This is a genomic window from Allobosea sp. NPDC055332 (assembly GCF_053645455.1).
Genome location: NZ_JBSHMO010000004.1, coordinates 519616 through 531299 on the forward strand (window position 1 = coordinate 519616; position 11684 = coordinate 531299).

Consider the following 11684-nt stretch of genomic DNA (forward strand, 5'->3'; position numbering starts at 1 on the left):
CGCAGGGAATGGGTGATATGAGATCAGCCGCGGTTCATCTGGCCGCCGGCGGCGACGTCCTTGATGGCGGCCTTGACGCGGTTATAGGTGCCGCAACGGCAGATATTGGTGATCTCGGAGGCGATGTCGGCATCGCTCGGCTTGGGATTGGATTGCAGCAGAGCCGCCGCGGCCATGATCATGCCGCTCTGGCAAAAGCCGCATTGCGGCACGTCGTGCTCGATCCAGGCCTTCTGGATCGGGTGATTGCCGTCCGGCGAGAGGCCTTCGATGGTGACGATCTTCTGTTCGGCGGTGAGGGCGCTCACCGGCATGGTGCAGGAGCGGGTGGCGACGCCGTCAATGTGAACCGTGCAGGCACCGCATTGGGCGACGCCGCAGCCATATTTCGTCCCGGTCAGGCCGATCTGCTCGCGGATGACCCAGAGCAGGGGCGTGTCGTCTTCGACCGCAACGTCAATCGTCTTGCCATTGATACTGAGCTTAGCCACCGCAAACCTCCCGGTTTCGATTCCAAGATCGACGAGAGAGCCAGCGCGCCTCGCCGTTTACCCGAGCCGGCCGTCAGCGCCGGATGTGTTCTTTGGAGGAATTCAAACCCAGAAGCGCGATTACCGCCAGAGGTTGTACGCTCACCGGCGATCACGGTCCCGTTGGGCTGTTTCTCGGCATAGGCTCTTTGATCCGGACGGCTTTTGCCGGCGTCGCCATGATGCTGTCCGGATTTCTGCCGAAGACAGGGGTGTCAGTTGCACCGGTGTCGGTGCGCTCTCACAGGAATGTGATGCCTTTGCTCGAGTCTCATCCTCCGGTGCGGCGCAGCCGCGAATCCGGCAATGCCGACGTCGATTTCGACATGCTTGCTTTCGGCGCGCGGCAATGGCGAGGCTGCGCGACGATGCGAATCAGCATGGCAGGGCAACGATGCCGATGACCTCCCGCTTGCGGCGAGCCTTCCGCCAGTCCGGCAGCGCCGTGCTACTCGCCCTGGCGCTGCTGCTCCTGCCGCTGGCGGCGCTGGCGCAGCCGGTCGCCGATCCGGCCAGCGCCCGGGCCCGCCTCGATTCCGTTCGCGGCGAGCTCACGCAGATCGAAGCTTCGCTCGCCAACCCGAATGTCTCGGACGCCGAGCTGCAGCGTCAGCGACTGCGCCTGCAGCCTCTGCTCGACCAGCTGCGCATCCTCACCGATGAGCAGGGACCACGCACCGAGCAGGCCAAGCTGAGGCTCGATCAGCTCGGCGCGAAGCCGGATGCGAACGCGCCGCCCGAGACGCCGGACGTGGCGCGCGAGCGCGAGACCCGGACCAAGACCTTCGCAGAAGCGGATGAGACCCTGAAGATTGGTCGTGCGACGCTGCTGCAGGCCGAGCAGTTGCAGGGCTCGATCAGCGATCTCAGGCGCGACCGCTTCGCCAAGGCGCTGTTCGCAGCCGGGCCGTCGGTTCTCAACCCCGAGGTCTGGTCGACGACGCTGACGGCCTTCCCGTCCGATCTGCGCGCCTCGCAGTTCATCTTCGGCGACTGGCTCTCTGTCTTCACCTCGGCCCTGTTCAGTCCGCGCGGCACACTGGTGGCGCTGGCCTTCCTCGGTGCGATCGCGCTTTATGCGGCCCGCGCCCGCTATATGCCGCGGCTGACGGCGCGATTGGCGGCGAGCGTCGACTCGAGCGATCGCCATATCCTCTATGCGGCACTCATCCGTATCGTCGCGCGGACAGCGCCGCCGGCCCTGGCGAGCTGGCTGATCTATGCCGGGTTGAACACAGCCGGCCTGCTGCCGCCACGGATCCAGCCCGTCATCCTCGCCATCGTCTTCGGATTGGCCCTGATCGCCTTCGTCCAGGCGCTGGCCGATGCGCTGTTCGCGCCGGGAGAGCCACAGCGGCGCCTCGCCAGCGTGATGGAATCGACGGCGCGCACCGTGATCTGGATGGCCAGCTCGCTGGTCATCGTGATGGCGATCGGCAAGGTGTTCGAGGCCTGGCTGCAGGCAATCGCCGCCGGCCTCACTTTGTCGATCATCGTGCGTGGTGCCTTCGCCACCATCTTCGCGATCATCCTGATCGCCGGGCTCTACCGCCTGCGCGACAACCAGGAGATCGAGCAGGAGGCATGCCTGGGCCCCTATGTGCCGGTCGATGGCGCCAGCCTCGGTCCGGTGCGCATCCTCGGCTGGATCGTCGGCGTCGCCGTCATCCTGGCGCTGCTGCTCGGCTATGTCGTGCTGGCAACCTTCCTGACCGAGCAGGTGATCTGGCTCGGCATCCTCGCCGCCGTCTTCGTGCTGCTGATGCAGCTGATCGAGCTCGGCATCGCCAGCCAGCTCACCGGCGAGGGCCGTTTCGCGTTGACGCTGCGGGCCGGCATCGGCCTGCGCGCAGCGACGCTGCAGAAGATCGCGGTCGTGCTCTCCGGTGCGCTCAAGATCGTGCTGATCGTCGTCACGGTCATGCTGGCATTGGCGCCCTGGGGATTGGAATCGACGGATTTCCTGACTTCGCTGCGCGCCGCCTTCTTCGGTTTCCAGGTCGGCGGGGTCACGGTCTCGCTGTCCTCGATCGTCGTGGCGATCCTGCTGTTCGCGCTGGGTCTCGCTGCGACGCGCTCGCTGCAACGCTGGCTCGACGGCAAGTTCCTGCCGACGACGGCGCTCGACACCGGCCTGCGCAACTCGATCACCACGGCCGCCGGCTATGTCGGCTACGCCGTGGCAGCTGCGGTCGCGTTCTCGTCGCTGGGCCTGAGTCTCGAACGGCTCACCCTCGTCGCCTCGGCGCTCTCGGTCGGTATCGGTTTCGGCCTGCAGTCGGTGGTGTCGAACTTCGTCTCCGGCCTGATCCTGCTGTGGGAACGGCCGATCCGGGTCGGTGACCAGGTGCTGGTCGGCGACGCCGAAGGCATCGTCAAGCGCATCAATGTCCGCTCGACCGAGATCGAGACCTTCGACCGCTCCTCGGTGATCGTGCCGAACTCGAACCTCGTCTCTGGCGTGGTGCGCAATCGCGTCCGCTCCGATCGTACGGGCCGGGTGCTGATTTCGATCAGCGTGCCGCGCCGGCTCAACCCGACCGAGGTCCGCGCCATGCTGCTCGACGGGGCCGAAGCGCATGGCGACGTGCTGAAGAAGCCGCCGCCGAACGTGCTGTTCAAGAAGCTCGGCACGACGACGATGGATTTCGATCTGATCTGCGTCGTCGGCGAGGTCGATATCGTCGGGCGGGTCACCAGCGACCTCAACTACGTCATCCACAGGCGCCTGACCGAGATGGAGACGCCAGTCCCGACCGAGCTCACGGTCAAGGGGCTGGAGGGCGTCGAGCATTCGCTCGGCGAGATCGCGGCGGCGGTGTCGAAGGAGATCGGCCGCCGCGCCAAGCCGGCGAGCGGGCGCGTCACCATCAAGCGCTCGGGCCCGGAGCCAGAGGCCGAGGCAGAATCTGAGGAAACGCAGGCTCCGCCGCCCGCCAAACCGGAACCGGCCGCGAGCGGCGGCAAGGACGAGACCAAGGACTGATGCGATGCGCCTTCCCTTCGCTTCCACCGCGCGCCAGCGGCTGCGGTCGATGAGCTGCCCCGCCGCACTTGCGGCAGCTTTGTCGCTGCTGAACCTCGCCGGCTGCACCGAGCCAGTGCGGACACAACCGGCCTTCTATCGCGATCTCGGCTCGCCCTCGGCCAGGGTCGATGCCGAGGCGGCACGCGCGACCATCTCGGCCTATCGGCTGAATGCCGGCCTCGGCGCTCTGAAGCTCGATCCGGAGCTGATGCAGGCGGCCGAGCAGGAGGCCGCTGCAATGGCTGCCGCCGACAAGCCGGCCCAGGCCGAGGCGGTGAAGGCGAAGCTCGCACGAGCGGGGCAGGCCGGCGCTGAAGCCAATCTCTCGGCCGGCTACCGGCGCCTCGCCGAAGCCTTCTCCGGCTGGCGCGACTCGCCGCAGCATGATCGGGTGATGAAGGCGCCGAATGCGACGCGCATGGGCATCGCCTCCGCCTATGCGGCCGGCTCGAAATATCAGGTCTACTGGGCGCTGGTGGTCGCGCCCTGAGCAGGCGTTGCCAGCGCTGTTACTCGATCGCGAAGTCGAAGGACGTCTTCGGAAGAGGCTCCTTCGCTAGCGTGAAGTGCCACCATTCCTTGCCGTAGCCGCGGAAGCCTTCGGCCGCCATCGCTGCGGCGAGGGTTTCGCGGTTTCGGCGAGCCTCGGCCGTGATCCCGGGATGGCCGAGAGCGCTCTGCTCCGCGAAGCAGTCGAAGCTCGTGCCGAGATCGAGTCCGGACTCGCGCGGGCGGGTGGCGAGTGGGCCGTCGCACGAGCCGGCATCGGTGGGCGTCGGCAAGGCGGCCTCGCCGGTGCGGATCAGGCCGACATCGACGGTGGAGCCGCGCGAATGGCTTGAATTGCTGGCGATGTAGCCTCTGGCGACGAGTTCACCGCGGCCGATGCCGGGATGGAAGATGCGGCCGAGTTCGGGCGCGCCGGGCCGCTTCACCCAGTCGTTGAAGGCAGCGACCGCGCGCGCCGGGCGATAGCAGTCGAACAGCTTCAGCCCGTAGCCTTGTCGTGCGAGCCGCTTTTCGGCGCGGATCAAGGCGTCGGCAGCCGCACGCGTCAGGACGCATTCAGCCCGGCCGTAGCCGGAAACGGCCACGCCGGTGAAGTTGAATGGCGTCGCATAGCGGATGTCCTGCGCGATTGCCGGTGCAAGCTCGCGCAGCCGCACGAAACCGGACGGCAGCGGCTCGGTCTTGGCTGGGTTCACGCCGGATATGAGCAGGTTGGTGGCCAGAGCGAGGCTGCCGGCCGTCCGGTGCAGCATGCCGCGGCTCAGGGCTTGGCGCCGACCGGCAGCGGCGGCGCATCTGCCTTGAGCACGATGCCGACGCGGCGGTTGAAGGCGAGATAGGGGTTGTCCTTGACCAGGGGCTCGGTGTCGGCCTTGCCGGTGACCGAGCTGAAGCGCTCATCGGGCACGCCGGCATTGCCGAGGAGCTCGCGCACCGCCGCGGCGCGGCCGACCGAGAGCGCCCAGGGGTTGCCGGGCGCGATCGCGCCGGGCCGCTGCGAAGCCGTGTGGCCGGTAATCGCGATCTTGTTGGGCAGGCGCCGCAGCGTCGGCGCGATCGCGGCAAGCAGCCTGCGCATGCGCTCGTTCGGCTGGACCGAGCCTTCGTCGAACATGGCGCGGCCGTCCTGGTCGACTAGCTGGATGTCGATGCCCTGCTCGGAAACCTCGACCAGGATGTTGCGCGAGATTTCGCTGATCTCCGGCATCTCGCGCAGCGCCTGGCGCAGCGAGGCGGCCGCGAGCGCAAAGCCCCGGTCATGGGTGGCCGCGACCAGCCCGTCTTCCTTCTGCTGGTTGTGGTTCGGCGCGGTGTTGTCGGAGGCGTCCTCGATCGGGCGGACATAGGCATTCTTGATATGTGTCTTGGTCGGGATGCCGTCGACCTCGACGATGCCGGCAAGCTTGAAGTCGCGCTGCGTGCCGAAGGCCTCGCGCATCGAGCCGGCGACGATCTGGAGCTTCTGCTTGTCCTGGCTGGAATAGGCGGCGACCATGACGAAGAAGGCCATGAGCAGAGCCATGAGGTCGGCGAAGGTCACGAACCAGCCATGACCGCCATGCCCGCCTCGTTTCTTCTTGGCCATAGGCTAAGGTCCGCTCAGGTCGCTTCGGCCATCTCGGCCCTGTGATGATCGGGCAGATAGGCGAGGAGCATTTCACGCACCAAAGTCGGGCTCTTGGCGTCGCGCATCTGCAGCACGCCGTCGATGATCAGCGTGCGCGAGATCTCCTCTTCCTCCAGCTTGATGTGCAGCTTGTCGGCGATCGGCAGCGTGATCATGTTGGCGATCACGGCGCCGTAGAGCGTCGCCAGCAGCGCTGTCGCCATGGCCGGGCCGAGCTTGGAGGGGTCGGACATGTTGGCGAACATCGTCACCATGCCGAGAATCGTGCCGATCATGCCCCAGGCCGGGGCGCAGTCGCCGATGGCGCGGTAGACCTTCGAGCCTTCATCGAGCCGCTGCAGGAAGTTGTCGCGATCGCGCTCCATCGTGTCGCGGATGAAGTCCTTGTCGTAGCCATCGGCGATGTAGCGCAGGCCCTGGGCCAGGAAGGTGTCGGAAACCTCGACATTCTCGAGCGCGACCGGGCCGCTCTTGCGGTTGATCTCGGCGACGCGGGTGATCTCGTCGATCAGCTCGCGCGGATGGATCGAGCGCATGGTGAAAGCGAAGCGCAGCCCCATCGGCAGGCCGTGGGCGATCACCGAGAAGGGGAAGCGGATCATCGTCGCGGCCGCGGCGCCGCCGAAGATGATGATGACGGCGTGCTTGTCGTAGAAGGCGGCGAAATTGCCTCCGTCGATGATGATGATCGCGCAGATGGTGGCGATGCCGCCAAGAATGCCGACGCCGGTCGCGATATCCATGGATGCCATCCCAAGCCGGCCAGCCCCGGCATTCGGCCGGACCCCAGCTTTCGCTGTCGCGGAAACCATAAGGAGCGGCAATTGAAGGAAGCGTTAAGGTTCAGGGCTTGCTCGCGCCGCAGCCTCGGCTAAAGCTTTTCGGCAATGTCTTTGCTTGCGATCTATGCCCGCGTCCTCGGCGAGCTCGGCCCGGAACGGCGCCTCGGGCTCATTCTCGCGCTCGCCAATATCGCGCTGGCGGCCGCCGCCTTCGCCGAGCCGATGCTGTTCGGCGCGCTGATCGACAAACTGACCAGCCTGCAGACTGCCGGCACCCGGCCGGCCTGGAGCGATATCAGCGTATTGCTCGCCGCCTGGGTCGGCTTCGGCCTGTTCAATATCGGCGCCGGCGTCTTCGTCGCGCTCTTCGCCGACCGGCTGGCGCATCGCCGCCGGCTGGCAGTGATGGCCAATTATTTCGAGCATGCGCTGACACTGCCGCTCGCCTACCACACGCAGACCCATTCCGGGCGCGTGCTGAAGGTGATGCTGGAAGGCACCAGCGGCATGTGGGCGCTGTGGCTCTCGTTCTTCCGCGAGCATTGCGCCAGCTTCGTCGCGCTCTTCATCCTGCTGCCCTTCACGCTGTGGAAGAACTGGCAGCTCGGCCTGCTGCTGATCTTCCTCGTCGTGCTGTTCGGCACGCTGACCGCCTTCGTGCTGCGCAAGACCGACAAATTGCAGAGCAATGTCGAGGCCTATCATTCGAGCCTGGCCGAACGGGCCTCGGACGCGCTCGGCAATGTGCCGGTGATCCAGAGCTTCACCCGGATCGAGGCCGAGGTGCGCGGCCTGCGCAACACCATCACCAGCCTGCTCGAAGCGCAGATCCCGGTGCTGACCTGGTGGGCGGTCGCAACCGTCGCAACCCGCGCCTCGGCGACGCTGACCGTGCTCTCGATCTTCGTCGTCGGCACCTGGCTCTTGATGCAGGGGCAGACGACGGTCGGCGAAATCGTCACCTTCATGGGCTTCGCCACCATGCTGGTCGGCCGGCTCGAGCAGATCGTCGCCTTCGTGAACTTCATTTTCATGCAGGCGCCGAAGATGCGCGAGTTCTTCGAGGTGATCGATACGTTGCCGGCAGTGCGCGACCAGCCCGGTTCGCCCGATGCCGGGCGGCTCGCAGGCGCCATCACCTTCGACGACGTCTCGTTCTCCTATGACGGCAAGCGCGCCGCGGTTGCCGACGTCTCCTTCGCGGTGAAGCCCGGCGAGACCATCGCTATCGTCGGTTCGACCGGCTCGGGCAAGTCGACCACGCTCGGCCTGCTGCATCGCGCCTTCGATCCGCAATCGGGCCGCATTCTGGCGGATGGACGCGATATCCGCGAGATCTCGCTGCTCTCGCTCCGGCGCAATATCGGTGTCGTCTTCCAGGAGCCGATGCTGTTTGCCCGCTCGATCCGCGAGAACCTGACTGTGGGCAAGCCGGACGCGACCGATGCCGAGATGCTGGAAGCGCTCGACCGGGCCCAGGCGACCGAAGTCATGGCGCGCCAGACCGACGGGCTCGACACCATTGTCGGCGAGCGCGGCCGTACCCTCTCCGGCGGCGAGCGCCAGCGCCTGTCGATCGCCCGCGCACTGCTCAAGAATCCGCCGATCCTGATCCTCGACGAGGCGACTTCGGCGCTCGACGCGGCGACCGAGGTCAAGCTGCAGAAGGCGCTCGACGAGGTGATGAAGGGCCGCACAACCTTCGTCATCGCCCACCGCCTCGCCACCATCCGCAATGCCGACCGCATCCTGGTGTTCGAGCAGGGCAAGGTGATCGAGATGGGCTCCTTCGAGGAGCTCGTCGCCAAGGGCGGGCGCTTCGCGGCGCTGGCACGGGCACAGTATCTGGTGACCGACAAGCCGGCCGCGACCGAGCCTTCCTCGCTGGCGAGCAAAGGCATCGTCGACGGCTGATCGCTGCGTCATCGCTACCTCTCAGGTAATCGACTGGCTGCCATCCTCGACGCATGGTCCCGGCCATCGCGGGTTCAGGCCCGCTTGCAAGGGGAACCGCACCATGACCGCCTACGCCATCGCCCATCTGCGCGACGTCGACCTGAACGCCGAGATCGTCGACTACATCAAGCTGATCGACGAGACCCTCGTACCCTTCGGCGGCCGCTTCCTGATCCATGGCGTGACGCCGCAGGTCATGGAAGGTCCTTGGGAGGGCGACCTCGTCGTCATCGCCTTTCCGGATCGCGACGCCGCCCATGCCTGGTACGCTTCGCCGGGCTATCAGGCGATCCTGCCGCTCAGGACGCGCAGTTCGCGCAGCGCAGCGCTCATCCTCGACGGCGTCCCGGATGGTTACCGGGCGACCGATTTCCTGGCGAAGCTGGGCTGACCGTCAGGGCTCCGGCTCGCCCGGCAGGAAATGCAGGCATGGGTCGAGCTTGACATGATCCGGTCCAACCTGCTCCCAGCTGCCGCTGACCACGATGGGCTCGCCGGCTTTCCGACCATTGCTGTCATAGGTGATGCAGAGCACTTGCGGGTCGGGCGCCTGGCACAGGCCGAGATAGGTCAGGCCGGCGCCCGTCTTGACCATGGTCAGAGGCCCCTCGACCTGGATCGTGATGAGCTCGCCTTCCTTGCCGGCCAGTGACTTCAGTGCGGTGCGCAATTCGCTGCAGCTCGTACGAAAGGTCGGCTCCGGTTGGGCGCGCGTAACCAGCGTGCTTGCGAGCAAGGCAGCCCCGGTGAAGAGGGCGAGATGGGCAAGGCGAAGATCGAGCGCGCTCATTGCGCTGGTCTCGACCGCCTTTGTGGCGCCTTTGCGAATGGGAGACGCGTGCGAGGCAACAATCGCGTGTCACGGGCTTGCCGTTGTGAGATCATTTTTGGCACGTGCTCGCCTCTCTCCTTTTCCCAACGACGGACCTATTGCCTGACATGATGATCGCCCGCCTCGCTTGCGCCTGGGCCTCGGTCGCAGCCTTCCAGATCTTTGGCGGCACGCTGCTCGCACAGCTTGGTGCGCCCTTGCCGTCATTGCTGATCTTTGCCTGGCTGCTCGGTGTCATCGTCTGGTCGGCCTTCGGCGTGGTGCACGAGGCCGAGGAGATCGCGCATCGGCTCGGTGAGCCCTATGGCACGCTGATCCTGACGCTTTCGATCGTCATCATCGAGGTGGCGCTGATCTCGGCAGTGATGCTGGGCGCCAAGGGCGCGCCGACGCTCGGGCGCGACACCATGTTCGCAGTGCTGATGATCGTGCTCAACGGTGTCGTCGGCATCGGCCTCTTCATCGGTGGCCTCCGGCACTTCTCGCAGAGCTACAATCTCAAGGGCGCCTCGGCCTATCTCGCGGTGATCATTCCGCTGACGCTGATCCCGCTTGTCCTGCCGAATTTCACCACCTCGACCTCGGACGGTACGCTGACCACCTTCCAGTCGATCGCGTTCTCGCTCTTCACTTTGCTGCTCTACGGCGCCTTCCTGGTCCTGCAGACCGGCAGGCACAGCGTCTTCTTCAAGGAACCCGCCGGCGAATCGAACATGCCCTATGGCGCGGCCTATGCCCGGGCCAGGGTGCAGCCCGGTCCCGATCTGGCGCCAGCGCCGGAGCCCGATGCGGAGCTGGCCGAGGAGCCGCCGCATCCGCCCTCGGAAGGCTCGACGCGGTCCCATGTTATCCTGCTGCTCGCCAACATCCTGCCGATCGTGATCCTGGCGAAAAGCCTTGCCGTCGTGCTTGATTTCGGCATCGCGCGCCTTGGCGCGCCGGTCGCGCTCGGCGGTATCCTGATCGCGATGGTGGTGTTCACGCCCGAATGCATCGCGGCGCTACGCGCGATCACCACCAACCAGTTGCAGCGGGCGATCAATCTCTGCCTGGGCGCTGCAGCCTCGACGCTCGGGCTGACGGTGCCGGCGGTACTGGTCATCGGGCTCATCACCGGACAGGAGGTCGTGCTCGGCCTCTCCGGCACCAACATGGTGATCCTGTCGATGACGCTGCTCTTGAGCACCCTGACCTTCACCGGCACTCGCACCACCATGCTTGAAGGCGCCGTGCATCTCTCGGTGTTCTTCGTCTTCCTGGTGCTGGTGTTCAGCCCCTGAGCAGGAGGCTCGGCAGTCGGCGTTGACGCGGCAGGATCTATTCTGTACCAATCGGTTCAGTCTTTACCGATTGGTACAGGAGATTTGCCGTGAGCGAAGCAAGGCCGCCTTTTCCGCCCTTCAGCGAGGAGACCGCGATCCTCAAGGTCAGAGCCGCCGAGGACGGCTGGAACGGGCGCAATCCGGCGCGGGTCGCGCTGGCCTATACCGAGGATTCGCGCTGGCGGAATCGGGCCGAGATCTTCCAGGGTCGGGCTATGATCGAAGCGTTCCTCACCCGTAAATGGCAGCGCGAGCTCGACTATCGGCTGATCAAGGAACTCTGGGCCTTCACCGGCAACCGCATCGCCGTGCGCTTCGCCTATGAATGGCGCGACGATTCCGGGCAGTGGTATCGTTCCTATGGCAACGAGAACTGGGAGTTCGCGCAGAACGGCCTGATGGCCCGCCGCCATGCCAGCATTAACGACCTGCCGATCGCGGAAGCGGCGCGGAAGTTCCATTGGGATGCCTCCGGTCCGCGGCCGGCCGATCATCCCGGCTTGAGCGATCTCGGCCTATAAGGGCTGATGGCAAGACGAATCAGCGAGCGGGCCGACCTGCTGCCGGTGCTCGGCGAGATCTTTCGCGACCACGGCTTCGAGGCGGCGAGCCTGTCGGTAATCGGCGCGCGCACGGGGCTCGGCAAGGGCAGCCTCTATCACTTCTTCCCCGGCGGGAAGGAGGAGATGGCCAAAGCCGTGCTCGACGAGATCGATAGCTGGTTCGAGAACGAGGTGTTCCAGCCTCTCCGGGAGGGCGGCGATGCCGCGGCGATCGAGGCGATGCTCGTCGCGGTCGACGGCTATTTCCGTTCGGGCCGCCGCATCTGCCTGGTCGGGGCGCTGGCCCTGGCCGATTCCCGCGAGCGCTTCGCCGCGCAGATCGCCGGCTATTTCACGGCCTGGCAAGATGCGCTCGCCGGAGCGCTCGCCCGCAGTGGCCATGCCGATCCGGACGGCCTCGCGGAAGAAATCCTGGCCCTGATCCAGGGAGGCCTCGTCCTGGCGCGGGCTCGCGACGAGGCCGGCGTTTTCACAAGGCTGCTCGCAAGGCTGCGCCTCAAGCTGCAGCCTGCAGGCTGAGCGATCCCGCTGCAA

The 11684-nt window shown here is 66.2% G+C and carries 13 protein-coding genes; 8 read left to right on the plus strand and 5 right to left on the minus strand.

The window, feature by feature from the left end:
- Positions 1 to 23 precede the first annotated feature (23 nt).
- Positions 24 to 491: a (2Fe-2S)-binding protein gene (locus ACWIGM_RS24050; protein ID WP_454028485.1), complete on the minus strand. Its 468-nt coding sequence runs from the start codon at positions 489 to 491 to the stop codon at positions 24 to 26.
- A 92-nt stretch (positions 492 to 583) separates the two neighbouring features.
- Here ACWIGM_RS24050 and ACWIGM_RS24055 point away from each other — a divergent pair, with 92 nt between their 5' ends.
- Genes ACWIGM_RS24055 through ACWIGM_RS24065 form a run of 3 tightly spaced genes read left to right on the plus strand, consistent with a single transcriptional unit; the run spans position 584 to position 4048 of the window.
- Positions 584 to 934 (plus strand): hypothetical protein, encoded by a 351-nt coding sequence (locus ACWIGM_RS24055; RefSeq protein WP_454028486.1) that lies wholly within the window; start codon positions 584 to 586, stop codon positions 932 to 934.
- The gene (locus ACWIGM_RS24060; protein WP_454028487.1) at positions 925 to 3516 is read left to right on the plus strand and encodes a DUF3772 domain-containing protein; all 2592 of its coding nucleotides are present in this window, start codon (positions 925 to 927) and stop codon (positions 3514 to 3516) included. The genes ACWIGM_RS24055 and ACWIGM_RS24060 overlap by 10 nt, the downstream gene beginning before the upstream one ends.
- A 4-nt stretch (positions 3517 to 3520) precedes the next feature.
- On the plus strand, positions 3521 to 4048 hold the full coding sequence (locus ACWIGM_RS24065) for a CAP domain-containing protein (RefSeq protein WP_454028488.1): 528 nt from the start codon (positions 3521 to 3523) through the stop codon (positions 4046 to 4048).
- A gap of 19 nt (positions 4049 to 4067) precedes the next feature.
- Here ACWIGM_RS24065 and ACWIGM_RS24070 read toward each other — a convergent pair whose 3' ends face one another.
- The 3 genes from ACWIGM_RS24070 to ACWIGM_RS24080 are packed head-to-tail and all read right to left on the minus strand — an operon-like array spanning position 4068 to position 6438.
- A complete protein-coding gene (locus tag ACWIGM_RS24070; protein WP_454028489.1) occupies positions 4068 to 4820 on the minus strand; it encodes a M15 family metallopeptidase in 753 nt (250 codons plus the stop codon).
- Positions 4821 to 4828: 8 nt separating this feature from the next.
- Positions 4829 to 5653: an OmpA/MotB family protein gene (locus ACWIGM_RS24075; protein WP_454028490.1), complete on the minus strand. Its 825-nt coding sequence runs from the start codon at positions 5651 to 5653 to the stop codon at positions 4829 to 4831.
- Positions 5654 to 5667: 14 nt separating this feature from the next.
- Positions 5668 to 6438: a motility protein A gene (locus ACWIGM_RS24080; protein ID WP_454028491.1), complete on the minus strand. Its 771-nt coding sequence runs from the start codon at positions 6436 to 6438 to the stop codon at positions 5668 to 5670.
- A gap of 144 nt (positions 6439 to 6582) precedes the next feature.
- Between ACWIGM_RS24080 and ACWIGM_RS24085 the strand changes: the two genes are divergently transcribed.
- Together ACWIGM_RS24085 and ACWIGM_RS24090 are read left to right on the plus strand one after the other, a co-directional pair.
- On the plus strand, positions 6583 to 8391 hold the full coding sequence (locus tag ACWIGM_RS24085) for a glucan ABC transporter ATP-binding protein/ permease (protein ID WP_454028492.1): 1809 nt from the start codon (positions 6583 to 6585) through the stop codon (positions 8389 to 8391).
- 103 nt (positions 8392 to 8494) lie between these two features.
- Entirely contained in the window at positions 8495 to 8824 is a 330-nt protein-coding gene (locus tag ACWIGM_RS24090; RefSeq protein WP_454028493.1) for a DUF1330 domain-containing protein, read from the plus strand.
- A 3-nt stretch (positions 8825 to 8827) separates the two neighbouring features.
- Here ACWIGM_RS24090 and ACWIGM_RS24095 read toward each other — a convergent pair whose 3' ends face one another.
- On the minus strand, positions 8828 to 9223 hold the full coding sequence (locus ACWIGM_RS24095; RefSeq protein ID WP_454028494.1) for a hypothetical protein: 396 nt from the start codon (positions 9221 to 9223) through the stop codon (positions 8828 to 8830).
- Positions 9224 to 9372: 149 nt separating this feature from the next.
- On the opposite strand from ACWIGM_RS24095, the gene ACWIGM_RS24100 reads away from it, so the two are divergent.
- The 3 genes from ACWIGM_RS24100 (at position 9373) to ACWIGM_RS24110 (ending at position 11669) form a co-directional block, all read left to right on the plus strand.
- Positions 9373 to 10545, plus strand: a complete 1173-nt coding sequence (locus ACWIGM_RS24100; RefSeq protein ID WP_454028495.1) for a calcium:cation antiporter — start codon at positions 9373 to 9375, stop codon at positions 10543 to 10545.
- A gap of 89 nt (positions 10546 to 10634) precedes the next feature.
- Positions 10635 to 11108 (plus strand): nuclear transport factor 2 family protein, encoded by a 474-nt coding sequence (locus ACWIGM_RS24105; protein WP_454028496.1) that lies wholly within the window; start codon positions 10635 to 10637, stop codon positions 11106 to 11108.
- Between the two features lie 6 nt (positions 11109 to 11114).
- Positions 11115 to 11669, plus strand: a complete 555-nt coding sequence (locus ACWIGM_RS24110; protein WP_454028497.1) for a TetR/AcrR family transcriptional regulator — start codon at positions 11115 to 11117, stop codon at positions 11667 to 11669.
- The last annotated feature ends 15 nt before the right edge of the window (positions 11670 to 11684 follow it).

Bases quoted from the DNA above. Each gene is read 5' to 3' on its own strand.
- ACWIGM_RS24095 (WP_454028494.1), bottom strand. From the start codon at position 9,223: ATGAGCGCGCTCGATCTTCGCCTTGCCCATCTCGCCCTCTTCACCGGG.
- ACWIGM_RS24080 (WP_454028491.1), bottom strand. From the start codon at position 6,438: ATGGATATCGCGACCGGCGTCGGCATTCTTGGCGGCATCGCCACCATC.
- ACWIGM_RS24060 (WP_454028487.1), top strand. From the start codon at position 925: ATGCCGATGACCTCCCGCTTGCGGCGAGCCTTCCGCCAGTCCGGCAGC.
- ACWIGM_RS24085 (WP_454028492.1), top strand. From the start codon at position 6,583: ATGTCTTTGCTTGCGATCTATGCCCGCGTCCTCGGCGAGCTCGGCCCG.
- ACWIGM_RS24100 (WP_454028495.1), top strand. From the start codon at position 9,373: ATGATGATCGCCCGCCTCGCTTGCGCCTGGGCCTCGGTCGCAGCCTTC.
- ACWIGM_RS24065 (WP_454028488.1), top strand. From the start codon at position 3,521: ATGCGCCTTCCCTTCGCTTCCACCGCGCGCCAGCGGCTGCGGTCGATG.
- ACWIGM_RS24075 (WP_454028490.1), bottom strand. From the start codon at position 5,653: ATGGCCAAGAAGAAACGAGGCGGGCATGGCGGTCATGGCTGGTTCGTG.
- ACWIGM_RS24090 (WP_454028493.1), top strand. From the start codon at position 8,495: ATGACCGCCTACGCCATCGCCCATCTGCGCGACGTCGACCTGAACGCC.
- ACWIGM_RS24070 (WP_454028489.1), bottom strand. From the start codon at position 4,820: ATGCTGCACCGGACGGCCGGCAGCCTCGCTCTGGCCACCAACCTGCTC.
- ACWIGM_RS24110 (WP_454028497.1), top strand. From the start codon at position 11,115: ATGGCAAGACGAATCAGCGAGCGGGCCGACCTGCTGCCGGTGCTCGGC.